Below are 23,469 nucleotides of genomic sequence, written 5' to 3' on the forward strand. Positions count from 1 at the left end.
GTCATCGAAGACAGGTCGGATCGTGTGAGAAGGTTTCACTTACGAGGTGCCCCTTTGGGTAGGTCAGATGCTGACGTCGCAATCAACATCGTCCCTGCTCAAGGGGCATTTCTCGTTCTACGCCACGGCACCTGACCAGCCGCCCGTGGTGGATCAGGGCTGAGGCTGAGCGCCGCTGCGACCGCTTGTAACTAAGTGTTACTGCACGAATTTCGGCGCCCAAGCACCCGGGTAGTAGCAACAACACCCGGGCAGTCGCCGCATCCGGGCCCGATACGAGTCGACGCCGTCACCAGCGACCGGACGACAGCCGGCGCGCCGTCACCCGATCTTCCCGGGCGCTGTTGTCACTACCTCGGTGCTCAGGCACCGGTTTTCGCGCTGTAACACTTAGTTACAAGCCCTCCGGACACACGCTCAGCCACCTCTCGACGTCAAGAGACTGTGACCCCGATTCGTCGGACCTCTCAGGACATGCTCAGAATGTCTGGCATGCGCCTGGATCATCTCTCCTACGCGGCCGGCCCCGACGGACTCGCGAGCACCGCAGCCCGCCTCGGCGCAGCGATCGGGCGTGAGTTCGTCGACGGTGGCGTCCACCCCCGCTTCGGCACGCGCAACATGATCCTCCCGCTGACCGACCGGACCTACCTCGAGGTCGTCGAGGCACTCGACCACCCGGCGTCGGACAAGGCGCCGTTCGGCCAGGCCGTCAAGGCCCGCTCGGCCCTCGGCGGCGGCTGGCTCGGCTGGGCCGTCGCGGTCCCCGACATCGCCATCGTCGAGGAGCGCCTCGGCCGCTCCGCCGTCCCCGGCTCGCGGCACCGCCCCGACGGCACCGAGCTGCGCTGGAAGCAGATCGGCATCAACGGCCTCATCGCCGACCCGCAGCTGCCGTTCTTCCTCCAGTGGGACATCCCCGCCGACCTGCACCCCTCGACCGGCGGCGACGGCACCGTGTCGCTGGCGGGCATCGAGATCGCCGGTGACCCGCAGCGGGTCAGCGAATGGCTCGGCGAGACCGTCGAGGCGCCGCTCGAGGACGTCAAGGTCGAGTGGGTCGCCCCGCACGGCACGCCCGGCATCCTCGCCGCACAGGTGCTGACCCCCGGCGGCATCGTCCGCATCTGACCCGATGCAACCGCGGGGCACGATCCCGAGCCCCAACATCTGGGACCACACCGCGACCTACGAGCTCGAGAACCGCGCCGCCGACCCCGACGGCAGGCTCTGGGCCGCGATGTCCGCACGGGCGGACTGGACGGACCGGACCGTGCTCGACCTCGGCTGCGGCAGCGGCTTCCACCTGCCCGCGTTCGCGGCGACCGCGGCGCACGTGATCGGCGTCGAGCCGCACGCCGGCCTAGCCCGGCTGGCGCAGCGCCGGCTGCGCACCCGCAACGTCGCCAACGCCGAGATCCGCCGGGGCACCGCGCAGGAGGTCCCGCTCCCGGACGCGTCGGTCGACGTGGTCCACGCCCGGTGGGCGTACTTCTTCGGCCGCGGCTGCGAGCCCGGGCTGGCCGAGCTCCAGCGCGTCGTACGCCGGGGCGGGGTCGCGCTGGTCATCGACAACGACGGCTCGCGCTCCACCTTCGGCGCCTGGTTCCGCCGGGGCTACCCGCACCTCGACCCGCCCGCGGAGACCGAGCGGTTCTGGAGCGTGCGCGGCTGGACCCTGGACCGGGTCGACATGGGCTGGCGGTTCGCCTCCCGCGCCGACCTCGAGGCCGTCGTCCGGATCGAGTTCGCCCCCGAGGTCGCCGACCTGGTGCTCGCCGAGCACCGGGGCCTCGAGGTCGACTACGCGGTCAACCTCTGGTCGAAGACGTTCTGACCTCCAGCGTGGGCTGGAGGAGAACGCCGCTCTCGACCGCGTGCCCGGGCGCGAGCAGGGTCCGCAGCGCGGCGACGAGGTGGACCGCGACCTCCTCCAGGGGTTGGCGCACCGAGGTCAGCCCCATCACCTGGGCGACCTGCGAGTCGTCGAAGCCGACCACCCCGACGTCGCGGCCGGGCCTCAGCCCGCGGTCGGACAGCGCCCCGAGCACACCGACGGCGAGGGTGTCGGAGGCGCAGACGAACGCCGTCGGCGCGCTGGACTCGAGCAACGAGGCCGCCGCGCGCCCGCCGGCGAGCACCTCGTCCTCGACGGCGGCCTCGAGGCCCGCGGTCGGCAGGCCGAGGGTGGTCATCGCGCGGTGCCAGCCGGCCCGGCGGTCCTCACCGATCCGCGACCCCGGCCGCCAGCCGAGCCAGGCGATCCGCTCGTGGCCCTGGTCGCGCAGGTGCTCGGTGGCCGCGGCGACGCCAGCAGCGCCGTCCACGTCGACCCAGGGGTGGGTCGCTCCCGGGTCGTCCCACGGCCGCCCGAACGCCACGAACGGCGCCCGGCGCCGGGCGAGGCCGATCGTCTGCGGGTTGCCCAGGTAGGTGTCGGTCACCACGAACGCGTCCACCGCCGTGGAGCGCAGGAGGTCGTCGTACCCGCCGAGGGGGTCCGGCTGCTCGCCCTCCGCGACCCGGCCGCCGGAGAAGAGCAGCACGTGGTAGCCCGCCTCGCGGCAGGCCTCGACCAGCGCGTGCACGAACCGGTCCATCGCCATGTTGGCGGTGAACTCCTGCGGGGGGCTCAGCCGCAGCCCGACGAGGTGCGACGAGCGGGTCCGCAGGTGGCGGGCGGCCTGGTTGGGCGTGTAGTCGAGGCGCTCGATCGCCTCCTGGACCCGGGCCAGGGTGTCGGGGCGCAGCAGGTCGGGGTTGTTGATCGCGTTGGACACGGTCTGTCGCGACACGCCGGCCCGCTCGGCGACGTCGGCGAGGGTGGCCGGCGGGCGGGGGGTGTCCACCGCGCGATTCTCCCACGCCATTCTCCCCACCTCCGCGCGCCAGGAGGAGTTGCGTCGGCGGTCTGTCCTACTGTCATGCCATGGCTGGTTCGAAAACACGTTCGACTTACCGCTGCAGTGAGTGCGGCTGGTCCACGGCGCGCTGGGTCGGCCGGTGCGGCGAGTGCCAGGCATGGGGATCGGTGTCCGAGGTCGCGGTCGCGAGCGCCGGCCCCTCCCGCCGGACGACGGCGGCGCCCGTCACCAGCGCCGCCGTCCCCATCGGCCAGGTCTCGGCCGAGCGAGCCGTGCACCACCGATCCGGCGTGCCCGAGCTCGACCGCGTCCTCGGCGGCGGGCTGGTGCCCGGCGCCGCGGTCCTGCTCGCCGGCGAGCCCGGCGTCGGCAAGTCGACCTTGCTGCTCGAGGTGGCGGCCCGCACCGCCGCCGCCCGGCAGCGCACGCTCTACGTGACCGGCGAGGAGTCCGCTGCCCAGGTCCGGTTGCGCGCCGACCGCACGGGCGGCATCCACGACCAGCTCTACCTCGCCGCCGAGACCGACCTGGGCGCGGTCCTGACCCACATCGAGCAGGTCCGGCCCAGCACCGTCGTCATCGACTCGGTGCAGACGATCAGCGCCTCCGGCGTCGACGGCGTGCCCGGCGGCGTCACCCAGGTCAAGGAGGTGGCGCAGGCGCTGGTCCGGATGGCCAAGAGCCGCGACGTCACCGTGGTGATGATCGGCCACGTCACCAAGGACGGCGCGATCGCCGGCCCCCGGGTGCTCGAGCATCTCGTCGACGTCGTGCTGCACTTCGAGGGCGAGCGCAACTCCCGGTTCCGGATGCTGCGCGCGGTCAAGAACCGCTTCGGCCCGGTCGACGAGGTCGGCTGCTTCGACCTCGGCCCCGACGGCATCCGCACCGTCGACGACCCGACCGGCATCTTCGTCGAGCGCCACCACGGCCGGGTCCCCGGCACCTGCGTCGCGGTCTCGATGGAGGGTCGCCGCCCGATGCTGGCCGAGGTGCAGGGGCTGGTGACCCTGTCCCCGGCCGAGCGCCCCCGGCGCACGACGTCCGGTATCGACGGCTCCCGGCTGGCGATGATCCTCGCCGTGCTCCAGCAGCACTGCGGGATCCGGCTCCACCAGCACGACGTCTTCGCCTCCACCGTCGGCGGCGCCCGGATCAGCGATCCCGGCGCCGACCTCGCCCTCGCGGTCGCCATCGCCTCCGCCCACTTCGTCAGCGCGCCGCCGGCCGGCGTCGTGGCGCTCGGCGAGATCGGGCTCTCGGGCGAGCTGCGCCGGGTCCGCGACCTCCCGCAACGTCTGGCCGAGGCCGCCCGCCTGGGCTTCGCGATGGCCGTGGTCCCCGCCGACCCGGGGACCGCGCAGGGGGTCCGCCGCACCGGCAGCGAGCGGACGGTCGACGGCATGCGGGTGGTCGAGGTCCCCGACGTGACCTCGGCCCTGGTCGCCCTGCACCTCGACCGCCGCACCAAGCACGCCCTGGAGGTGGTCGAATAGACCCACCCCCATCGCATCCGAGGACCCTCGTGCGCGGATATCCAGGCGTGAGATGAGCCTGGCGCAGATAGGGTGTGACCGTCCGAGCAGCACATCAGCAGGGAGCCCACCAGTGGTCACGTCGGCCGATCTCCGACTCCGCGAGGCCCTCGCGTCCATCGCCCCCGGCACCCCGCTGCGCGACGGCCTCGAACGGATCCTCCGCGGCCGAACCGGAGCGCTGATCGTGCTCGGGCAGGACCGCCTGGTCGACAGCCTGTGCACCGGCGGCTTCGAGCTCGACGTCCCGTTCACCGCCACCGGCCTGCGCGAGCTGGCCAAGATGGACGGCGCGATCATCGTGGACGGCGCGGTCAACCGGATCATCCGCGCGGCGGTGCACCTGATGCCCGACCAGAGCATCCCGTCGGAGGAGACCGGCACCCGGCACCGGACCGCCGACCGGGTCGCGAAGCAGACCGGGCACCCGGTGATCTCGGTGTCGCAGTCGATGCAGATCATCGCGGCGTACGTCGGCGAGACCCGCCACGTCCTCGAGGACTCCGGGCAGATCCTCTCCCGTGCCAACCAGGCGCTGGCGACGCTCGAGCGCTACAAGCTGCGCCTCGACGAGGTCTCCAGCACCCTGTCGGCCCTGGAGATCGAGGACCTGGTGACCGTGCGCGACGTCGCGGTGGTGGCCCAGCGCCTCGAGATGGTCAGCCGGATCGCCCGCGAGATCGAGGACTACGTGCTCGAGCTCGGCACCGACGGTCGCCTGTTGGCCCTCCAGCTCGAGGAGCTCATCACCGGCGTCGACACCGAGCGCGAGCTGGTGATCCGCGACTACGCGCCGACCCGGCGCCGTAGCCGCGAGCCCGGCGACCTGCTGTCCAAGCTGGAGCAGCTCTCCTCGACCGACCTGGTCGACCCGTCCGCGGTCGCGAAGGTCCTCGGCATCGGCACCGGCGAGCACCTCGACGGCGCCGTCGCTCCGCGCGGCTACCGCCTGCTCACCAAGGTCCCGCGGCTGCCCAGCAACGTGGTCGAGGGCCTGGTCGACCACTTCGGCACCCTGCAGAAGCTGCTGTCCGCCGGCATCGACGACCTCCAGGCCGTCGAGGGCGTCGGCGAGCTGCGCGCCCGCAGCGTCCGCGAGGGCCTGAGCCGGCTGGCCGAGTCGACCATCCTCGAGCGTTACGTATAGCTCCGACCGGAGGTCGAGGAGGTCGCGCAGCGACCGTCACGAGACCACCCGACCCACTCTCGCAACTGTGGCCGGCCAGTCCCGGCACCACCTCACCTGATCTCGTGACGCGCCACGACCTCGCTTGCTTCGCGGCGCGAGCTCGCCGGCGCTCCTCGATCTTCGGCCGCTGACCGCGGGTTCGTACCTCACCCGCGGACGGCCTCAGTTCACCGGCTTCTTCGGCTTCTTCGCCTTCTTGGTGCTCGTCGCCTTCGGCGTGACCAGGATGGTCTCCGGCGCGGGTGCGCCGAGCACGAAGTCCATCTCACCGGGCTCGCCGCCGAGCGCGGCGGCGGCGACGGTGTAGTCGCCCGGCGCGGCCCAGCCGGCGCGGCGGGTGCACCCGTCGGTGGACTCGCGCGCCTCGCCCCAGACGACCTGGACCGTGGCCGGGACGGCACGACGCACCACGACGGCCTGCGCCGCCACCGCCTGCGGACACTGTCGGGAGGTCCACACGTCCTTGCCGCCCTGGGCGATCTTCACGACCAGGCTCTGGGAGCCGACCTGCCAGGTGCACGCCTCGGACTCGCGGGTCTGCAGCGAGAGGGTGAGCGGTACGTCGTGGCCCGCGACCGCGTCCTGCGCCACGGACGGCGTGACCAGGACGTCGGAGGCGGCGCACTCCCCGTCGGGGACGGCGAGGGTCGGCGTCGTGGGCACGGTGGCCGGACCGGTCGTCCCGGCGCCGGCCTGCGCCCCGTCGGGATCCGTGCCCGCCGGGTCGCTCGCGCCGGACTTCTCGGTCGCGTCCGTGGCGACCCGACCGCCGGCCTGCTCGGCGGCCGGCTCCTGGTCCGAGCTCCCGTCGCTGCCCGCGGCGAGCAGGCGCGCGATCACGAAGACGAGGGCGAAGGCGATGCCGAGCACGAACAGCCGGCGCCGCCAGTACACCCCGGGCGGGAGTGGACGGGACGAGGGCATGGCACGACCGTAGTCAGCCGTGCCACGCGAACCGGGCTGACCCGCCGAGGCCGCCGGCGATCGGGACCGGGAGGCACGTCACAATGGACCCGCCATGACGACGAGCCTGTTGGTCGAGACGGTCCTGCACTGGTACGACGAGAACGCCCGCGACCTGCCGTGGCGCCGCCCGGAGGCGAGCCCGTGGTCGGTCCTGGTCAGCGAGTTCATGCTGCAGCAGACGCCGGTCGTCCGGGTGCTGCCGGTGCACGAGGCCTGGTTGACCCGGTGGCCGACGCCGGCCGCGCTGGCGGCGGAGTCCTCGGGCGAGGCGGTGCGGGCGTGGGGCCGGCTGGGATACCCGCGCCGGGCGCTGCGGCTGCACGGCGCGGCCGTCGCGATCACCGAACAGCACGGCGGCGAGGTGCCCGCGTCGTACGACGACCTGTTGGCGCTGCCGGGGGTCGGTGACTACACCGCGGCCGCGGTGGCGGCGTTCGCGTACGGCCAGCGCCAGGTCGTGCTCGACACCAACGTGCGCCGGGTGCTGGCACGCACCGTGACGGGGACCGAGTTCCCGCCGCGCTCGGTGACCCGCGCCGAGCGTGACCTCGGCGCGGCGCTGCTGCCGCAGGACGCGCCGAGCGCCGCGACCTGGTCGGTCGCGGTGATGGAGCTCGGCGCCCTGGTCTGCACCGCCGACCGGCCGCGCTGCGCCGGCTGCCCGGTCATCGACCTGTGCGCGTGGCAGCGGGCCGGCGCACCGGCGTACGACGGGCCGCCGCGTCCGGTGCAGACCTATGCCGGCACCGACCGGCAGTGCCGGGGACGGCTGCTGGCGGCGCTGCGCGACGCCCCGGGAGCGGTCGCGAAGGCCCGCTTGGACGCGACGTGGGACGACGACGCGCAGCGCGAGCGGTGCCTGGCCTCGCTGGTCGAGGACGGCCTGGCGGCCCTCGCCCCGGACGGGCGCTACCGGCTGCCCTGACCCCCCGGCGCCGAGGCTGCGATCGAGGCGACGGCGTCGGCGAGGTCGGCGACCGAGCGGTCCAGCACGGCCGTGCCGCGGTCGAGTGGCAGGTCGAGCTGGAGGCCCATCATCGCGGCGTCGAGCAGGTGGGCGGCGCGCGGCGCGAGGTCGGGGCTGCACCCGGCCGCGACCAGCAGGTCGGCGAGCGCCCTGAGCCAGGCTTGGTTCGACTCGCCGACGACGCTGGCGTAGGGCTCCTGGCCGAGCAGGCCGAGGGCGGCGGCCTCGACGTAGAGCCGCTGGCAGCGCTCGAGCTGCCCATGGGTCGACGCGGCCCACAGGGCGAGGACCGCCTCGCGCACCGAGGGCGCCGCGGGCAGCGAGCGGACGAGTCCGATCGAGCGCTCGTTGGAGGTGTGCAGCACGGTCGCGACGAGGTCGTCCTTGCCCGAGAAGTGGTAGAGCAGCATCCGGTCACTGGTCCCCAGCGCGGCCGCGAGCGGGCGCAGGCTGAGCCCGATCAGTCCGTGCTCGAGGACGTGGTCGGTCGCCGCCTCGGCCAGCTGTCGCCGCCGGTCGCCCTCGCGCGGGGTTCCCGTCTCCACGCCGTCAATGTAGCAGGTGCTACAGTTTGTAGCAGTTGCTACATACCGCCCGGACGACGGGCAGAGAGGAAGGTGCGCCATGGCGATGGCCTGGGCGCTCCTGATGACCGCCATCGGGGTCGAGGTCGCGGCGAGCGCCGCGCTCCCCCGCACCCAGAGCTTCCGCGACCCGCTGTGGACCGCGCTGGTCCTGGCCGGGTACGCCGCCTCCATCTGGCTGCTCGCGTTGGTGGTGAAGCACCTGCCGGTGTCGATCGCGTACGCCGTGTGGGCCGGTCTCGGCACCGCCGGCATGGCGGTGGTCGGGGTGCTCTTCCTCGACGAGCGCCTGGACCTGATGAAGGCCGCCGCGCTCGCGCTGATCGTGCTCGGCGTCGTGCTTCTCAACCTCGCCGGCGCGCACTGACCGACGAACGACGCCGCCCCGCCCGGTCGGAACCGGGCGGGGCGGCGTTGCGGTCGGTGCAGTCGGCGACAGGTCAGTCGTTGCCGGCGGCCGGGACCTCACCCTCGCCGGTCTCGCCGGGCTCGGCGATCGCCTCCGCGACGGTCTCGAGCGGCGGCAGGTCGGGCAGCGTCCCGACCTTCTGGCCCTCGAAGGTGAAGGTCGCGCCGGGACCCTCGCCGTCGACGTCCACGAGCACGATCTGTCCGGGGCCGACCTCGCCGTAGAGCATCTTCTCGGCCAGCACGTCCTCGATCTCGCGCTGGATCGTGCGGCGCAGCGGGCGCGCACCCAGCACCGGGTCGAAGCCGCGCTCGGCGAGCAGGTTCTTCGCCTTCTGGGTCAGCTCCAGCTGCATGTCGCGGTCCTTGAGGCGGACCTCCACCGCGGCGATCATGTTGTCGACCATCGCGATGATCTGCTCCTGCGACAGCGGCGGGAACACGATGATCTCGTCGACACGGTTGAGGAACTCCGGACGGAAGTGCTGCTTGAGCTCCTCCGACACCTTGGCCTTCATCCGCTCATAAGAGCCCGCCGCGTCGCCGGCCTGCTGGAAGCCGAGGTTGATCCCCTTCGCGATGTCGCGAGTGCCGAGGTTGGTCGTCATGATGATGACGGTGTTCTTGAAGTCGACGACCCGGCCCTGCGAGTCGGTCAGGCGACCTTCCTCGAGGATCTGCAGCAGGCTGTTGAAGATGTCGGGGTGGGCCTTCTCGACCTCGTCGAAGAGGACGACGGAGAACGGCTTGCGGCGCACCTTCTCGGTCAGCTGGCCGCCCTCCTCGTAGCCGACGTAGCCCGGGGGCGAGCCGAAGAGCCGCGAGACGGTGTGCTTCTCGCCGAACTCCGACATGTCGAGCTGGATCAGCGCGTCCTCGTCGCCGAAGAGGAACTCGGCGAGCGTCTTGGACAGCCAGGTCTTACCGACGCCCGAGGGCCCGGCGAAGATGAACGAGCCACCAGGACGCTTCGGGTCCTTCAGGCCGGCACGGGTACGACGGATCGCGCGGCTGAGCGCCTTGACGGCCTCCTCCTGCCCGATGACCCGCTTGTGCAGCTCGTCCTCCATCTTGAGCAGCCGCGTGGACTCCTCCTCGGAGAGCTTCACGATCGGGATGCCGGTCGCCACGGCCAGCACCTCGGCGATCAGCTCCTCGTCGACCTCGGCGACCTCGTCCATGTCGCCCGCGCGCCACTGCTTCTCGCGCTCGGACTTCTTGAGGATGAGCTGCTTCTCCTCGTCGCGCAGGCGCGCGGCGGCCTCGAAGTCCTGGCCGTCGATGGCGGCCTCCTTGCGCTGGCGGACCTCGGCGATCTGCTCGTCGTACTCGCGCAGGTCGGCGGGCGCCGTCATCCGGCGGATCCGCAGCCGGGAGCCGGCCTCGTCGATCAGGTCGATCGCCTTGTCGGGCAGGAAGCGGTCGGAGATGTAGCGGTCGGCGAGCGTGGCCGCGGAGACCAGCGCCTCGTCGGTGATGGTCACCCGGTGGTGGGCCTCGTAGCGGTCGCGGATGCCCTTGAGCATCTCGATGGTGTCGGCGATCGACGGCTCGGGCACCTGGATCGGCTGGAAGCGACGCTCGAGCGCGGCGTCCTTCTCGAGGTACTTGCGGTACTCGTCGAGGGTGGTCGCACCGATCGTCTGCAGCTCGCCACGGGCCAGCATCGGCTTGAGGATCGAGGCGGCGTCGATGGCACCCTCGGCCGCACCGGCGCCGACGAGGGTGTGGATCTCGTCGATGAACAGCACGATGTCGCCGCGGGTGCGGATCTCCTTGAGCACCTTCTTCAGGCGCTCCTCGAAGTCACCGCGGTAGCGCGAGCCGGCGACCAGCGCACCCAGGTCGAGGGTGTAGATCTGCTTGTCCTTGAGCGTCTCGGGCACGTTGCCCTTGACGATGTCCTGGGCCAGGCCCTCGACGATCGAGGTCTTGCCGACGCCGGGCTCACCGATGAGCACCGGGTTGTTCTTGGTACGGCGCGAGAGCACCTGCATCACGCGCTCGATCTGTTGAGCACGGCCGATGATCGGGTCGAGCTTGCCCTCGCGGGCGTCCTGGGTCAGGTTGCGACCGAACTGGTCGAGCACCAGCGAGGACGACGGCTGGTCCCCGCTGCTCGCGCTGCCGGTGCTGGCCGCGGCGGCGGTGCCCTCCTTGCCCTGGAAGCCCGAGAGCAGCTGGATGACCTGCTGGCGGACCCGGTTGAGGTCGGCGCCGAGCTTCTGCAGCACCTGGGCCGCGACACCCTCGCCCTCGCGGATCAGGCCGAGCAGGATGTGCTCGGTCCCGATGTAGGAGTGGCCCAGCTGCAGCGCCTCACGCAGGGACAGCTCGAGGACCTTCTTGGCACGCGGCGTGAACGGGATGTGGCCCGACGGCGCCTGCTGGCCCTGGCCGATGATCTCCTCGACCTGGGCGCGCACGGCCTCCAGGGAGATGTCCAGCGACTCGAGAGCCTTGGCGGCGACACCCTCACCCTCGTGGATGAGGCCGAGCAGGATGTGCTCGGTCCCGATGTAGTTGTGGGAGAGCATGCGGGCCTCTTCCTGGGCCAGCACGACCACCCGGCGGGCACGGTCAGTGAACCGCTCGAACATTGCACGCTCCTCACACGTCACACGGGGTTGTTCAAGGGATACAACCCCGCTCACACCCTACGCGTTCCGTGGAAGCGCCCGTTGTTCGTCCGCTGTCAGCGAACGGGCCGGGGACAGTTTCACCGGCCGGCCGGTGAAACTCGCGCTGGGACGAGGAAACTTCCTCGTCCCAGCGTGAGTTTCGTCGTCCAGGTTCGACTTATGTCAGGCGACTCAGTGGGCCGACTCGTAGGCCTCGCGCACGTCGGCGGGGATCCGGCCACGCTCGGGGACGGTGAATCCGTTGTCGCGGGCCCACTCGCGGATCTCCTTGGCCGACGTACCGCCGCCGGCCGCGGCCCGGCCACCCCGCTTGGCGCCGCCAGCGCGACCGACCTTGCGGCCGTGACCGACGTAGGCCGCCAGCGCCTCGCGCAGCGCCGAGGCGTTCTCGTCGTTGAGGTCGATCTCGTAATTGGCACCGTCGAGACCGAAACTCACGGTCTGGGTGGCGTCGGTGCCGTCGATGTCGTCGACCAAGACGATGTTGACCTTCTGTGCCATTGCGCGCAGCTCCTCGATAAGGAATGGAAATGCGCCGATGGTGGCGCGATATTCAATCCTTGCACAAAGCGAGGCGAAAGCGCATCAGCGCTGATTGCGCACGAATACTTTCTCGAGTCCGCGCAGCGTCAGCCACGGAGCGCGGTGGGTGAAGCAGCGGCACTCCTCGGCGACGAGCGGGGCGAGGTACCCGGTCGAGATGACCGACACCTCCCCGGCAGAGCAGCCGAGCGCGGCGACGATCCGCTCGATCATGCCTTCGACCTGGCTGGCCACGCCGAAGACCATGCCCGACTGGAGCGCCTCGACGGTGTTCTTGCCGATCACCCCGCGCGGCCGGACCAGCTCGACCATCCGCAGCTGGGCACCGCCGCGGCTGAGCGCGTCGAGGGAGATCTCGATCCCGGGCGTGATCGCGCCGCCGACGTAGCGGCCCTCCTGGTCGAGGACGTCGTAGGTCGTGGCGGTGGCGCCGAAATCGACGACGACCGCCGGGCATTCGAAATCGGCCGCCGCGGCGAGTGCATTGACAATGCGGTCGGTGCCGACCTCACGCGGGTTGTCGACGAGAATGGGCACGCCGGTGCGAATGCCGGGCTCGACAATGACACACGCAATGTCGGGGAAATGCGCGGGCACCATCTCGCGCCACGCATTGAGGACGGCAGGAACCGTCGCGCACACCGCTATTCCGGTGACCTCGTCCTCACGCGCGCCCAGCAACCCGCGCAGCAGCACGCCCCACTCGTCGGCGGTGCGGTGCTCGGCCGTCGAGACCCGCCAGTCGGCGTGCACCGCACCGTCGGAGACGAGCCCGAGCACGGTGTGAGCGTTGCCGATGTCGGCGGCGAGCAGGCTCATTTGTCTGTCCGGGGGGCCACGGGCGCGGAGCCCCCGTGTGGCCGGAAGTCCAGGCCGAGGTCGAAGACGGTGACCGAGTGGGTGAGCGCGCCGACGGAGATGAAGTCGACGCCGGTCTCGGCGACCTCCCGGGCCCGCTCGAGGGTGAGCCCGCCGGAGGCCTCGAGCGTCGCGTGGCCGCCCGCGGCCCGGTTGATCCGGACCGCCTCGGCCATGTCGGCGGTGCTCATGTTGTCGAGCAGCACCTCGGTGCAGCCGGCGGCGAGGACGGCACGCAGCTCGTCGAGGTCCATCACCTCGACCTCGACCCGCAGCCCGGGGTGCCGGGCGACCACGGCGTCGTACGCCGCCACGACGCCCCCCGCGGCGACGGCGTGGTTGTCCTTGACCATCGCCCGGTCGACCAGGCTGAACCGGTGGTTGACGCCGCCGCCGCAGCGCACGGCGTACTTCTGCAGCGCTCGCCAGCCCGGCAGCGTCTTGCGGGTGTCGAGCACCCGGGCGCGGGTGCCGGCGAGTGCGTCGACCCAGTGGGAGGTCGCGGTGGCGACGCCGGAGAGGTGCGAGGCGAAGTTGAGGGCGGTGCGCTCGGCGGTGAGCACGCCGCGGACCGGCCCGGAGACGGTGAGCACGACGTCGCCGGGCTCCACCCGGGTGCCGTCGGGGACGCGGCCGGTGATCGTCACGGTGTCGCCGAGGGCGTAGACGAAGGCGAGCTCGGCGATGGCGAGACCGGCGACGACGCCCGGCTCGCGCGCGGCGAAGTCGGCGACGGCCTGGCCCATGTCGGGCATCGCGTCGCTGGTGACGTCGTCGACGCCTCCGGGCAGGTCCTCCTCGAAGGCGACCACGACGTGGTCGTAGACCGCGTGCGGGTCGAGTCCCGCCGCGCGGATCTCGGCGACCAGGGCGGCCGGGAGCTCGTCGTACGGCGTCCGGGCGATCACGCCGGTCCTCCGTCGGTCGCGGGCGAGGGCACGAAGGTCACCGTGGTGACACCGTCGTCCATGGTCACGTCGAAGTGGCCGGCCCAGTCGGCGTCGTCGCGCTCCGGGAAGTCCTCGCGCCAGTGCGAGCCGCGCGTCTCCTCGCGCAACGCCGCCGCGTCGGCGAGCGCGGCGCTGATGGTGAGCAGGTTGGTGGCCTCCCACGAGGCCTGGTCGACCGTCTCGGCGCTGTGGCTGGCGAGCTTGTCGAGCACGGCGGCCGCCTCGGCCAGACCGGGGGCCGAGCGCAGGACGCCGACCCGCGAGCTCATCGTCTCCTGCAGCTCGCGGCGCACGTCGCCCGCGACCAGACCGGCGGTACGACGGTCCGGGCCGGGCTCGCGCCAGCGCCCCAGCTCGGCGGGCAGCACCTCGGCGATCCGCCGGGAGAAGACGAGGCCCTCGAGGAGCGAGTTGGAGGCGAGCCGGTTGGCGCCGTGGACGCCGGAGCAGGCGACCTCACCGGTGGCGTAGAGCCCCGCGAGGTCGGTGCGCCCGTGGAGGTCGGTGCGCACGCCGCCCGACGCGTAGTGGCAGGCGGGGGCGACCGGGATCAGCTGGGTCACCGGGTCGATGCCGTAGGACCGTGCCGTCGCGAGGATGGTCGGGAAGCGGCGCTCCCAGAACTCGGCGCCGAGGTGGCGGGCGTCGAGCCACATGTGCGGCCGGCCGGTCTCCAGCATCCGCTTCATGATCGCCTTGGCGACGACGTCGCGCGGCGCCAGGTCGCCGAGCTCGTGCACCCCTTGCATGATCCGGTTGCCGTCGTCGTCGACGAGGAAGGCGCCCTCGCCGCGGACGGCCTCGGAGATGAGCGGCTGCTGGCCGCGCGAGTCGGGTCCGAGGTACATCACCGTCGGGTGGAACTGGACGAACTCCAGGTCGCGCAGCGTCGCGCCGGCCCGCAGCGCGAGCGCCATCCCGTCGCCGGTCGACACGAGCGGGTTGGTGGTCTGCGTGAACACCTGTCCGAGACCGCCGCTGGCGAGCACGACGGCGCGGCAGTGGACGGCGCCGACGCCGTCGCGCTCACCCTCGCCGATGACGTGGAGGGTCAGGCCGGCCACTGCTGACGGGCCCGGCGTACCGTCGGCGGCCACGTCACCAGGGCCGAGCAGCAGGTCGACGGCCAGCGCGTGCGGGATGACCTCGATGTCGGGAGCGGCCTCGATCGCGGCGATCAGCGCCCGCTGGATCTCGGCGCCCGTGGCGTCGCCGCCGGCGTGGGCGATCCGGTCGCGGTGGTGGCCGCCCTCGCGGGTCAGCGACAGCTCGCCGTCGGCGGTGTGGTCGAAGTTGGTGCCGAGCGCGATCAGCTCGTGGACCGCCTCGGGTCCCTCGTTGACCAGCACACGTACGGCGTCGCGGTCGCAGGCCCCCGCGCCGGCGACCAGCGTGTCCACCTCGTGCTCCTCCGGGGTGTCCCCGGGGCCGAGCGCCGCGGCGATGCCGCCCTGGGCCCACTGGGTGGAGCCGGCGTTGAGCACGTCCTTGGTGACGACCAGGATCTTCTCGACCCGGCCGCGCAGGCGCAGGGCCGCGGTGAGGCCGGCGATGCCGGAGCCGACGATGACGACGTCGGCGCGCGTCGTCCAGCCGGGGCTCGGGGCGGTCAGGCACCCGGGCAGGCGCAGCTGTTCAGGCATCCCCGCAGGCTACTCAGTGACCGGCGGTGACGTCGCCGCGGGACAGGCTCGGGTCGCCGAACGTCTCGGCCGGGTCGAAGCCGGTCGCCATGATCTTGTTGTCGGAGTCGACGAAGACGACGTGCGGCTGGTGCGCCTTGGCCTCCTCGGTGGTCATCTGGCCGTAGCCGATCAGGATGACCAGGTCACCGGGGTGGACCAGGCGGGCGGCGGCCCCGTTGATGCCGATCACGCCGCTGCCCCGCTCGCCGGCGATCGTGTAGGTCTCGAGCCGGGCGCCGTTGGTGATGTCGACGATGTGGACCAGCTCGCCCGCCAGCAGGTCGGCGGCCTCGAGCAGGTCCTCGTCGACGGTGACCGAGCCCACGTAGTGCAGGTCGGCCTGCGTCACGGTGGCGCGGTGGATCTTGCTCTTCATCATGGTGCGCAGCATGGGAACTCCCCCTGGGTGTCAGAACTGCAGCGGCAGGTTGTCGATGAGCCGGGTGGCGCCGACCCGGGCGGCGACGAGGACCCGGCCCTCGGTGCCGGGCTCGGGGTAGTCGGGCAGCTCACCGAGGCCGGTCGTGGTCAGCGCGAGGTAGTCGAGCTCGACGCCCGGCTCGGCCTTGATGACGGACATCGCGGCCCACCGCGCCGCCGGGACGCCGTACGACGCCCGCGCCTGGGCCGCGCGCAGGGCCCGGCTCAGCGCCGCCGCCTGCTGCCGCTGCTCGGCGTCGAGGTAGCGGTTGCGGCTCGAGCGGGCCAGCCCGTCGGGCTCGCGGTCGGTCGGGGCGCCGACGATGTCGATGCCGAGGCACAGGTCGGTGGTCATCCGGCGGATCAGAGCGAGCTGCTGGTAGTCCTTCTCGCCGAAGACGGCGACGTCGGGCCGGACCAGGCCGAACAGCTTGGCGACGACGGTGAGCACGCCGCGGAAGTGACCGGGCCGGCTGGCGCCCTCGAGGACGTCGGCGAGCGGGCCGGGCTGGACGGTGACGGCCTCCGAGACGGCCCCCTCGTGAGGGACGCCGTCGGGGTACATCTCGGCCACGACCGGCGCGAACACCACGTCGACGCCCTCGGCGGCGGCGAGGGCGAGGTCGGCGTCGAAGGTGCGCGGGTAGCGGTCGAGGTCCTCACCAGGCCCGAACTGCAGCGGGTTGACGAAGATCGAGACGACGACCGTGCCGTCGACGCCCGCGCGCTCGCGAGCGATCCGCATCAGCGTCGCGTGGCCCTCGTGCAGCGCACCCATCGTCGGCACCAGGACGACGGTGCCGCGGCCGGCGAGCAGGCCGGCGAGCTCGGCCCGACTGCGTGCGACAGCGGGAGTGGTCAGTGTCGTCACGCGGTCCCCACCCGGTGGGTGGGCAGCAGCCGGCGCTCGCCGTAGGCGCTGAGGACGGAGGCGATCGCCTGGGCACGGATCGGCAGCAGCCGCCCGTCGGTGACCGCGCGGTCGAGGGTGGCCCACGCCATCGCGACGTACGACGGCACGGTGTCGGGCGCGTTGGCCGAGATGTCCTTCAGGTGCGCGGCGACCGTGCGGACGTCGCCGCGCACGATCGGGCCGGTCAGTGCGGCGTCGCCGTGGGCGAGGGCGTTGTCGAGGGCCGCGTCGAGGAGCGGGCGCAGGGTGCCGGCCGGGTCGTCGACGCCGGCGGCGCTGAGCAGGCCCATCGCCTCGCTGACGAGGGTGACCAGGTGGTTGGCGCCGTGGGCGAGGCCCGCGTGGTAGAGCGTGCGCATCTCCTCGGGCACCCAGGTCGGGCGGCCGCCGAGGTCGGCGACGAGGGACTCGGCGAGCTCGCGCTCAGCCGGGCCGGCGGTGAGGCCGAAGACGCAGCCGTGGAGACGCTCGAGGTCGACGGCGGTGCCGGTGAAGGTCATCGCCGGGTGGAGCGCGACCACCCGCGCGCCGACCGCGGCCGCGGGCGCGAGGACAGCGAGGCCGTGGCGGCCCGACGTGTGCGCGACGACCTGCCCGGCGTGGAGGGCGCCGCTGTCGGCGAGCACCTTCACCACGTTGGGGAGCATGTCGTCGGGGACCGTGAGCAGCAGCAGCTCGGCCTCGCGAGCGACGTCGCTCGGCTTGCGCAGCGCGACGCCCGGCAGCAGGTCGGCGGCGCGACGACGCGAGGCGTCGGACTCACCGGCAGCAGCGACGACGGGATGGCCGGCTGCGCGCAGACCCGCGGCGAGGACGGCGCCGACGCGACCCGCGCCGATCACACCCACGGAGAGCTTGGGGGACATCGTGAACCTTTCGTTCCCGTCCCGCCGACCACTCGCGCCCTGCGGTGCGAGCCGGTGTGGGTACCGGACGTTGTGCTCAGTGGTGTCGTCCCGGGGTTCCGGGACGGCTCAACGGTACGCCTGCCCGCGGAGCCCGGGAACGGGTCGGTCCGGTGGCCTGCGTCACAACCCGGATCCGCGGCCACGGCAGTGTCGAGCTGGGCAGGAAGGACGTCGGGTCTGCCCGCGCCACCCCGGACACGTCGGCGTCCGTCGGTGTGGCCCGACGAGGGGGTTGCGGGAAGGCTTCAGTCGCCGAGGCTGAAGGGGTCGTCCTTGCGGACGTCGTAGACGTGCCCCGACTGGTCGGAGATCAGCACGTCGACGGAGGTGCGCGCGACCGTCTGCGAGTCGAGCAGGGTGCCGGGCGCCTCCTGGCCGAAGGCCTTGGTGCGCATCGGGGTGGCGGTCCGCTCGGGGTTGATGCAGTTGACCCGCACGCCCGCGTCGGCCCACTCGTCGGCCAGCGCCTGGGTCAGGTTGACGGTGGCCGCCTTCGCCGAGGAGTAGAGGCTGTAGCCGCTGCGGCCACGGGTGTAGGAGCTCGAGGTGAACAGCAGCAGCGCGCCCTGGCTGGCGGCCAGGTGCGGGTAGAACTCCTGGGCGATGAAGATCGGGCCGAGGTAGTTGATCTCGGTGGCGGCGTAGACCGTCTCCTCGCTGGTCTCGAGGAGCTCGCCCCGGGGCAGCACGCCGGCGGTGTTGACGACGAAGTCGATGGAGCCGGCCTTCGCGATCGCCTCCTTCGCCGCGGCAGCGACGTCGGCGCGCCGGCCGACGTCGGTGTTGGTGGTCGACCGGCTGAAGGTGAGCACCGTGGCGCCGTAGGACTGGGCGAGCTCGGCGATGTCGGCACCGATCCCGTAGCTGCCGCCGAAGACGACCATGGTCTTGCCCTCGAGAGCGGCCCGGTAGCCGGCGTCGTCCTTGGCCCGGGGCAGGTCGATGCCGGTGAGCTGGAAGAGCTTGTCGGCGATGAAGACGTCGATCGGCTCGGTGACCTTCATGTTCCGGTCGTCGCCGTGGACCACGATGATCGGCTCGTCGGGCAGGTACTTCAGCACGACGCTGCAGTCGTCGGTGGCCGTGAAGTCGGGGTCGCCGGCGGCGATCTCGTAGGCCCGGGCCAGGACGTCGAGGCGGAACGCCTGCGGCGTCTGGCCACGGCGCAGGGAGGCGCGCGGCGGGATGCTGGCGATGGTGTCGTCGGCGGCGACCTCGATGATCGTGTCGGCCGACGGGATCGCGACGTCGACGGCCGGGTAGCGCTCCAGCGCGGTGAAGCACTCACCGATGATCCGCGGCGTCACGAGCGGACGGACCGCGTCGTGCAGCAGGATCCGGGTCTCCGCGGCGTCGCCGGTCTCGATCAGGTGGTCGATGGCGCGCTGCGTGGTGTCGTTGCGGGTCTCGCCGCCCTCGAGGATCGCGGTGACCTTGGGGTAGCCGCCGCCGCGGGTGATGTCGCGGACCGCGTCGGTGTGACCGGGCGTCATCATCACGACGACCTCGTCGACGTCGGCATGGTCGTGCAGCGCGAGCAGGGTGTGCTCCAGCAGGGTCTTGCCGGCGACCTTGATCAGCTGCTTGGGGATGTCGAGCCCGACCCGGCTCCCGACACCACCGGCGAGCAGGACGGCGACATTCCTCGTCATGGCTGGCAGTCTCCCACGGGTCACGATCGGCGGAGGATTCGCCGCCGGAGCTCCTCGAGGATGCTCCGAGCGCTGACATCCTCGAGCGCAGGAGGCCGCGCTGCTTCGGACGGCTGGCCAGGAAGCTTGAGCGCCACGCGGAAGTAGGCCTCCATCATCCGCCCCGCCGACGCAACGTCGACGGCCTCGGGAACCTCGACCTCCCGGGGGTGCGCGTCAGGATCGCTGAACAGGTGGCGCACGTCGCCCAACACCCGCGCAGCGGAGGACTCCAGCGCCTCGACCCAGTCGGCGACGTACTCGTTGGCTCGCTCGGCCGCCCACCGGGGCACCCGCACGGTCTGGCTCCGCGGGGCGGCCTCGACGACGGAGCGCAGCTTGATCTTGCGGGTGTCTCCTGCGGTCGCCATCCAGGCGTCGAGATCTCCTCCGTGCTCACGGTAGGCGGCCGCGCAGTGGCGCAGCATCTCCGCCTCGGGCAGCGGCAGGGACAGGTTGCGCGACGCCGACAGCTCGAGCATCTCAGGGACCCCGAGCAGCCTCTCGAAGGCCCGTAGGAGCCAGCTGTGATCGGTCGGGTCGAGGACGACGAAGACCAGGTTCTCCGCACCGAACACCGAGCCCCAGTCCTGCAGCACCCGGCGCGGGTTGAGCCGCCGCAGCGGCTGTCCCGGGACAAAGCCGGCCCCGACCCCGCCGAGCGGCTCCTCGGCGAAGGTCGTCCGGAGCCAGTCCTCGAGCGGCTCCGGCTGCGCGCGCCGCAGACCCTGCTGCCATCGCGACGCGAGCTGAGGCGCGAGGGCACGGAGCGTGCACACGACGTACGACGGCCCGAGCTCCTCCCGCAGCCCTCTGATCCGGTCCGGCTGGGCCAGCGACAGGGACTCGCTCGACCAGAAGGTGCGCCGGGCCGTGGACGTGCGGAACTCATGGGCGAGCTCCTGCCACCGCTCGTGCTCGGCGGCCCAGTAGGACCGGACATCGCCGGCTGCGGTGATCGCCACCTTCCGCTCGTGGGCGCGCCGTGACACGTTGTGGGCGCCATGTTCCTCGAGCGCGGCACGTGCAGCCCACAGCGAGTGTTGGAGTGCTGTCGTGCCGGTCTTCGGCATTCCGATGTGGAGCAGCTTGGCGCCGTCGGGCAGGGAGTCCATCAGTCACCACCCAGCCGGCGCCGGGCGCGGCGGGCGAGCTCGCGCGCCGCGGTACGACGGGCGCCGGCGAGGTCGCGCTCGGCGTCCCAGAGCTCGGTGACCGCGCGGTGGCGGGACCAGACGGCGCGCTCGACCGGGCCGGCGAGGTCGCGGTGCTCGGGGCGCGGGTGGACGCCCGTGAGCTTGCTGATGATGCCGGCGGCGAGAGCGGCGGCAGCGCCGGGGTCGATCGCGGTGACGGGGGCGTTCTCGCCCTCGGCGGGCGCGAGGGCCCGGTCGGAGAGCAGGCCGAGGTCGCCGATGACCCGGGCGCCGGAGGCGCCGATCCGCTGGGCCATCGCGGCGCCGACCTCGAGCGCTCGGTCGATCGCCCAGCCCGGGGTCAGCAACTTCTCGGCGGCCGGGTCCGGCGGCGCGGCCTGGAGGCCACGGGCAGCGCCGAACCGGATGAACCGGCCGTGGTCGGCGCTGGTCCACGGCGGCTGGGAGGTGCGGTCGACGAGCTCCTGCATCAGGGTCGCCTCCGCGAAGGTCAGCGACCGGTTGGTCTTGTCGGCCGGCGGGCGGAGCAGCCCATCGGGGAGCCCGAGCAGGCCCTCGAACGCGGCGGGCAGGCCCCGGTGGTCGCGGTCGTCGACGACGATCACGGTGACCCGGTCGGCACCGACCAGCCCGACCCAGCGCTCGACCAGGCGGTCGTGGCGGTGCCGCTGCCAGAAGGAGGGGGTGACCGTGCCGCCGTCGGGCGCGTCGGCGGCATCGAGGATCGCGCGCAGCCAGTCGTCGTACGACGGCACCGGGACGTTCTGTCCGTACTGCTGCCACTGCGAGCCGAGCAGGCGCACGATCGGGCGCACCGTGATCACGACGTGCGTCTGCGGACCGAGCACGTCGAGGACCGTGCGGGCGCCGTCGTCGGTGGCCTCGCAGTAGACCTCGCTGCTGAGCACCCCGACCCGCGGCCGCGCGTCCTGCAGGGCGCCGACCATCGCGTACCAACGCTCGCGGAAGGCGTCGATGTCCTTGCCGGGGTCGACCCGGCCGAGGGCGACCGCCATGGCGGCGTTCATCTCGTGGGCGAGCTCGCCGGGGTAGGCGACACCGTGCGTCGCGAGGGCATCACGCGCCTCCCACAGGGCTCCCTGCATCGCGGTGGTGCCGGTCTTGTAGGGCCCGATGTGGACCAGGGTGGTGCCGTCGGGCAGCGGCTCGACGCCGGTCATCGGCTCCCCCGCAGTCGGTTCAGGAGGGCGCGCGCCGGCAGGTCCTCGACGGGGACGACGACCGCACGGTCCGGGGCGAGGTCGGCCGGCCGCTCGAGCTGGCCGAGCATCACCTCGAGCGCTGCGTCGGTGGCCACGTCGATGGGGACCAGGCCGCGCTCGGCGCGGACCGGCCAGAGCAGGGCGTCGCGGGGTCCGCTGATCGTCACGCCGTCGGCCTCGAGGTCCGCGAGTGCGGCGCGACAGGCGTCGCGCATCGCGCGGGCCTCGGCGGGCCCGAGATCGGGATCGGTGTCGAGCGCCCGGCTGATGCAGGCGGTCGCGTCGGCGGTGCCGTCCACGGCGGTCTGCCAGGTCGGCGGCAGCAGCACCTCGACCTGGGCGACGATCGCGTCGGCGTACGCACGGGCGGTGGCCTGGCCGCTGGCCACGCTCTGCGGCGGCACCGGGTCGGCGTCGCTGTGGGCTGCCGCGGCGGCGACGTCGAAGCGCGGCCAGCGGCGACCGGCGGCGAGGGTCAGCAGCTGGTCGAGCGAGGTGACCTCGTCGAGGGACACCGCGAGGTGCACCGGCGCGGCGGCGGTGTGGACCGCCCGCACCTCGGCGACCCAGGCAGCCAGCCCCTCGGCGGTCGGCTCGGCGAGCAGCTCGGCCATCGCGCCGACGACGAGCAGCGTGCGGTCGTCGGCGAGGTCGGCGAGGTCGAGCACGGTCACGTCGGGAAGCTCGTCGTCGTCGCGGGTGACGCGCTCGTCCTCGAGCGAGGCCCACCACGTGGGCACGGCGAAGGCGTTCATCCCGGCGCGGGCGTCGGGGACGTGGAGCAGGCTCACCTGCGCGTCACCCGCCGGCGGGCCCGGCGACCGAGCTCTCCGAGCAGTGCACGGCCCCCGTATGTCGACAGGTCCGGCGGGGCAGGTGCGCCCGCGGGGGCCTTCGCCGCGTGCTGGAGTGCCGCCGTGAACACGACGTCCATCATCCGGCCGGCGCTCTCGACGTCGACGGCGGTCGGCACCTCCACCTCCTCGGCGTAGTCGGCGGGATCGACGACCAGGCTGGCCAGATCACCGACGACGGTGACGCCGGAGGCCTCGACGGCGGCGTTCCACGCGGCGGCGTACTCGTTGGCCTTCTCCGCGACCCAGCGCGGTGCGCGGATGGGGTGGGGCGAGGTGGTGTTGGTGTAGTCGCGCAGCGGGATCCGGGCCAGCACGCCGATCACCTCCATCCAGGTCGGATGGTCGCCGCCGTGGTCGGTCCAGGCGCGGTTGAAGTGCCGCAGCATCTCGGCCTCGGGGTAGGGCAGCGACGCGTTGCCCTCGGGCACCAGCTGGAGCACGTCGGCGACGCCCATCAGCCGTTCGAAGACCCGCAGGTTGTGCAGCCGGTCGACCGGGTCGGGGACCACGAGGATGATCCGGTCCTCACCGAACACCGGGCCCCACTCCTCGATGATGCGGCGCAGGCTGAACCGGTGCAGCGACGGCATGAACTTGACGTAGTCGACGCTCACCTCGCCCTCGACGCTGACCGCGGCGAACTGGTTGGTCGCCCATTCCTCCAACGACTCGGTGCCGCGCCGGCGCAGCCACTGCTGCCACTGGGACACCATGAGCGGCGCCAGCGGCCGCAGCGTGACGACGATGTGGGTATCGGCGCCGAGCTGGTCGGCGAGGTAGGAGATCCGCTCCCCCTTGGCGTGGCTCAGCGACTCGCTCGACCAGAACGTGCAGCGGGCTTCGGACTCCCGGAACTCCGTGGCGAGCGCCTGCCAGCGCTTCTCCCACGTGCCCTGCCAGAAGTCCGCGAGGCCGCCTGCCGCAACCTGGCCGACCCGCATCTCGTGCCGGCCGTGGTTGACGTTGTGGGCACCGAGCGCCTCGAGCTCGGGGCGGGCGCGGTCGAGCGCGCCCTGCAGCGCCGTCGTCCCCGTCTTGGGGAGACCGATGTGGAGGAACCGCGAGCCGTCCGGGAGGGCGTCGGGCAGGTCGACAGAGCGCATCGGGTG

The 23,469-nt window shown here is 72.6% G+C and carries 22 protein-coding genes; 6 read left to right on the forward strand and 16 right to left on the reverse strand.

The annotated features are described in order from the left end of the window. Nucleotides 1-492 precede the first annotated feature (492 nt). Together KU893_RS15935 and KU893_RS15940 are read left to right on the forward strand one after the other, a co-directional pair. A complete protein-coding gene (locus KU893_RS15935; protein WP_218235376.1) occupies nucleotides 493-1,131 on the forward strand; it encodes a VOC family protein in 639 nt (212 codons plus the stop codon). A 4-nt stretch (nucleotides 1,132-1,135) separates the two neighbouring features. Further along, a complete protein-coding gene (locus tag KU893_RS15940) occupies nucleotides 1,136-1,837 on the forward strand; it encodes a class I SAM-dependent methyltransferase (protein ID WP_218235377.1) in 702 nt (233 codons plus the stop codon). Here the strand turns inward: KU893_RS15940 and KU893_RS15945 are convergent. Next, nucleotides 1,812-2,849, reverse strand: coding sequence for a LacI family DNA-binding transcriptional regulator (locus KU893_RS15945; protein ID WP_257441390.1), 1,038 nt, complete (start codon nucleotides 2,847-2,849; stop codon nucleotides 1,812-1,814). The two genes, KU893_RS15940 and KU893_RS15945, sit on opposite strands and share 26 nt — an antisense overlap. An 80-nt stretch (nucleotides 2,850-2,929) precedes the next feature. Between KU893_RS15945 and radA the strand changes: the two genes are divergently transcribed. Together radA and disA are read left to right on the forward strand one after the other, a co-directional pair. After that, a complete protein-coding gene (gene radA, locus KU893_RS15950) occupies nucleotides 2,930-4,360 on the forward strand; it encodes a DNA repair protein RadA (RefSeq protein ID WP_218235379.1) in 1,431 nt (476 codons plus the stop codon). A 112-nt stretch (nucleotides 4,361-4,472) separates the two neighbouring features. After that, the gene (gene disA, locus KU893_RS15955; RefSeq protein ID WP_257441389.1) at nucleotides 4,473-5,546 is read left to right on the forward strand and encodes a DNA integrity scanning diadenylate cyclase DisA; all 1,074 of its coding nucleotides are present in this window, start codon (nucleotides 4,473-4,475) and stop codon (nucleotides 5,544-5,546) included. Between the two features lie 204 nt (nucleotides 5,547-5,750). Here the strand turns inward: disA and KU893_RS15960 are convergent, their stop codons facing one another. Then, complete coding sequence (locus tag KU893_RS15960; RefSeq protein ID WP_218235381.1) at nucleotides 5,751-6,512, reverse strand: hypothetical protein; 762 nt, start codon at nucleotides 6,510-6,512, stop codon at nucleotides 5,751-5,753. Nucleotides 6,513-6,606: 94 nt separating this feature from the next. On the opposite strand from KU893_RS15960, the gene KU893_RS15965 reads away from it, so the two are divergent. Next, entirely contained in the window at nucleotides 6,607-7,479 is an 873-nt protein-coding gene (locus tag KU893_RS15965; protein ID WP_218235382.1) for an HhH-GPD family protein, read from the forward strand. Here KU893_RS15965 and KU893_RS15970 read toward each other — a convergent pair. Further along, nucleotides 7,464-8,066, reverse strand: coding sequence for a TetR/AcrR family transcriptional regulator (locus tag KU893_RS15970; protein ID WP_257441388.1), 603 nt, complete (start codon nucleotides 8,064-8,066; stop codon nucleotides 7,464-7,466). The genes KU893_RS15965 and KU893_RS15970 overlap by 16 nt on opposite strands. Nucleotides 8,067-8,145: 79 nt before the next feature. Here KU893_RS15970 and KU893_RS15975 point away from each other — a divergent pair, with 79 nt between their 5' ends. Beyond that, the gene (locus tag KU893_RS15975; protein WP_246592741.1) at nucleotides 8,146-8,472 is read left to right on the forward strand and encodes a DMT family transporter; all 327 of its coding nucleotides are present in this window, start codon (nucleotides 8,146-8,148) and stop codon (nucleotides 8,470-8,472) included. Between the two features lie 73 nt (nucleotides 8,473-8,545). Here KU893_RS15975 and KU893_RS15980 read toward each other — a convergent pair whose 3' ends face one another. The 13 genes from KU893_RS15980 to KU893_RS16040 all read right to left on the reverse strand — a co-directional run bounded on the left by KU893_RS15980 (nucleotide 8,546) and on the right by KU893_RS16040 (nucleotide 23,463). Then, nucleotides 8,546-11,113: an ATP-dependent Clp protease ATP-binding subunit gene (locus KU893_RS15980; protein WP_218235384.1), complete on the reverse strand. Its 2,568-nt coding sequence runs from the start codon at nucleotides 11,111-11,113 to the stop codon at nucleotides 8,546-8,548. A gap of 213 nt (nucleotides 11,114-11,326) precedes the next feature. Beyond that, nucleotides 11,327-11,656, reverse strand: a complete 330-nt coding sequence (locus KU893_RS15985; RefSeq protein WP_218235385.1) for a histone-like nucleoid-structuring protein Lsr2 — start codon at nucleotides 11,654-11,656, stop codon at nucleotides 11,327-11,329. A gap of 84 nt (nucleotides 11,657-11,740) precedes the next feature. Continuing rightward, nucleotides 11,741-12,517 carry a type III pantothenate kinase gene (locus tag KU893_RS15990; protein WP_218235386.1) on the reverse strand — a complete coding sequence of 259 codons (777 nt, stop codon included), beginning with the start codon at nucleotides 12,515-12,517 and terminating at the stop codon, nucleotides 11,741-11,743. Then, on the reverse strand, nucleotides 12,514-13,464 hold the full coding sequence (gene nadC / locus KU893_RS15995) for a carboxylating nicotinate-nucleotide diphosphorylase (RefSeq protein WP_257441387.1): 951 nt from the start codon (nucleotides 13,462-13,464) through the stop codon (nucleotides 12,514-12,516). Before nadC ends, KU893_RS15990 begins: the two co-directional genes overlap by 4 nt. Further along, nucleotides 13,461-15,149 carry an L-aspartate oxidase gene (locus tag KU893_RS16000; RefSeq protein WP_218235387.1) on the reverse strand — a complete coding sequence of 563 codons (1,689 nt, stop codon included), beginning with the start codon at nucleotides 15,147-15,149 and terminating at the stop codon, nucleotides 13,461-13,463. The genes nadC and KU893_RS16000 overlap by 4 nt, the downstream gene beginning before the upstream one ends. Nucleotides 15,150-15,162: 13 nt before the next feature. Then, nucleotides 15,163-15,582, reverse strand: coding sequence for an aspartate 1-decarboxylase (gene panD, locus KU893_RS16005; RefSeq protein ID WP_218235388.1), 420 nt, complete (start codon nucleotides 15,580-15,582; stop codon nucleotides 15,163-15,165). Between the two features lie 18 nt (nucleotides 15,583-15,600). Then, entirely contained in the window at nucleotides 15,601-16,482 is an 882-nt protein-coding gene (gene panC, locus KU893_RS16010; protein WP_308167227.1) for a pantoate--beta-alanine ligase, read from the reverse strand. Further along, nucleotides 16,479-17,390: a Rossmann-like and DUF2520 domain-containing protein gene (locus KU893_RS16015; RefSeq protein WP_218235389.1), complete on the reverse strand. Its 912-nt coding sequence runs from the start codon at nucleotides 17,388-17,390 to the stop codon at nucleotides 16,479-16,481. Before KU893_RS16015 ends, panC begins: the two co-directional genes overlap by 4 nt. A gap of 287 nt (nucleotides 17,391-17,677) precedes the next feature. Continuing rightward, complete coding sequence (locus KU893_RS16020) at nucleotides 17,678-19,084, reverse strand: bifunctional cytidylyltransferase/SDR family oxidoreductase (RefSeq protein ID WP_218235390.1); 1,407 nt, start codon at nucleotides 19,082-19,084, stop codon at nucleotides 17,678-17,680. 20 nt (nucleotides 19,085-19,104) lie between these two features. Then, nucleotides 19,105-20,238 (reverse strand): hypothetical protein, encoded by a 1,134-nt coding sequence (locus tag KU893_RS16025; protein WP_218235391.1) that lies wholly within the window; start codon nucleotides 20,236-20,238, stop codon nucleotides 19,105-19,107. Then, on the reverse strand, nucleotides 20,238-21,461 hold the full coding sequence (locus KU893_RS16030; RefSeq protein WP_218235392.1) for a hypothetical protein: 1,224 nt from the start codon (nucleotides 21,459-21,461) through the stop codon (nucleotides 20,238-20,240). The genes KU893_RS16025 and KU893_RS16030 overlap by 1 nt, the downstream gene beginning before the upstream one ends. Continuing rightward, on the reverse strand, nucleotides 21,458-22,294 hold the full coding sequence (locus tag KU893_RS16035) for a hypothetical protein (protein ID WP_218235393.1): 837 nt from the start codon (nucleotides 22,292-22,294) through the stop codon (nucleotides 21,458-21,460). Before KU893_RS16035 ends, KU893_RS16030 begins: the two co-directional genes overlap by 4 nt. Beyond that, a complete protein-coding gene (locus tag KU893_RS16040) occupies nucleotides 22,291-23,463 on the reverse strand; it encodes a hypothetical protein (RefSeq protein ID WP_218235394.1) in 1,173 nt (390 codons plus the stop codon). Before KU893_RS16040 ends, KU893_RS16035 begins: the two co-directional genes overlap by 4 nt. Between the last annotated feature and the right edge of the window lie 6 nt (nucleotides 23,464-23,469).

The organism is Nocardioides daeguensis (assembly GCF_019192965.1).
Taxonomy (GTDB): Bacteria; Actinomycetota; Actinomycetes; order Propionibacteriales; family Nocardioidaceae; genus Nocardioides; species Nocardioides daeguensis.

Excerpts from the sequence above, each read along its gene's own strand:
- KU893_RS15940 (WP_218235377.1), top strand. The coding sequence starts at position 1,136 with ATGCAACCGCGGGGCACGATCCCGAGCCCCAACATCTGGGACCACACC.
- KU893_RS16030 (WP_218235392.1), bottom strand. The coding sequence starts at position 21,461 with ATGACCGGCGTCGAGCCGCTGCCCGACGGCACCACCCTGGTCCACATC.
- KU893_RS15935 (WP_218235376.1), top strand. The coding sequence starts at position 493 with ATGCGCCTGGATCATCTCTCCTACGCGGCCGGCCCCGACGGACTCGCG.
- KU893_RS15965 (WP_218235382.1), top strand. The coding sequence starts at position 6,607 with ATGACGACGAGCCTGTTGGTCGAGACGGTCCTGCACTGGTACGACGAG.
- KU893_RS16000 (WP_218235387.1), bottom strand. The coding sequence starts at position 15,149 with ATGCCTGAACAGCTGCGCCTGCCCGGGTGCCTGACCGCCCCGAGCCCC.
- KU893_RS15975 (WP_246592741.1), top strand. The coding sequence starts at position 8,146 with ATGGCGATGGCCTGGGCGCTCCTGATGACCGCCATCGGGGTCGAGGTC.
- KU893_RS15980 (WP_218235384.1), bottom strand. The coding sequence starts at position 11,113 with ATGTTCGAGCGGTTCACTGACCGTGCCCGCCGGGTGGTCGTGCTGGCC.
- KU893_RS16025 (WP_218235391.1), bottom strand. The coding sequence starts at position 20,238 with ATGGACTCCCTGCCCGACGGCGCCAAGCTGCTCCACATCGGAATGCCG.
- panD (WP_218235388.1), bottom strand. The coding sequence starts at position 15,582 with ATGCTGCGCACCATGATGAAGAGCAAGATCCACCGCGCCACCGTGACG.
- KU893_RS15990 (WP_218235386.1), bottom strand. The coding sequence starts at position 12,517 with ATGAGCCTGCTCGCCGCCGACATCGGCAACGCTCACACCGTGCTCGGG.
- radA (WP_218235379.1), top strand. The coding sequence starts at position 2,930 with ATGGCTGGTTCGAAAACACGTTCGACTTACCGCTGCAGTGAGTGCGGC.
- KU893_RS16015 (WP_218235389.1), bottom strand. The coding sequence starts at position 17,390 with ATGTCCCCCAAGCTCTCCGTGGGTGTGATCGGCGCGGGTCGCGTCGGC.
- KU893_RS16020 (WP_218235390.1), bottom strand. The coding sequence starts at position 19,084 with ATGACGAGGAATGTCGCCGTCCTGCTCGCCGGTGGTGTCGGGAGCCGG.
- KU893_RS16040 (WP_218235394.1), bottom strand. The coding sequence starts at position 23,463 with ATGCGCTCTGTCGACCTGCCCGACGCCCTCCCGGACGGCTCGCGGTTC.
- KU893_RS15985 (WP_218235385.1), bottom strand. The coding sequence starts at position 11,656 with ATGGCACAGAAGGTCAACATCGTCTTGGTCGACGACATCGACGGCACC.
- KU893_RS15960 (WP_218235381.1), bottom strand. The coding sequence starts at position 6,512 with ATGCCCTCGTCCCGTCCACTCCCGCCCGGGGTGTACTGGCGGCGCCGG.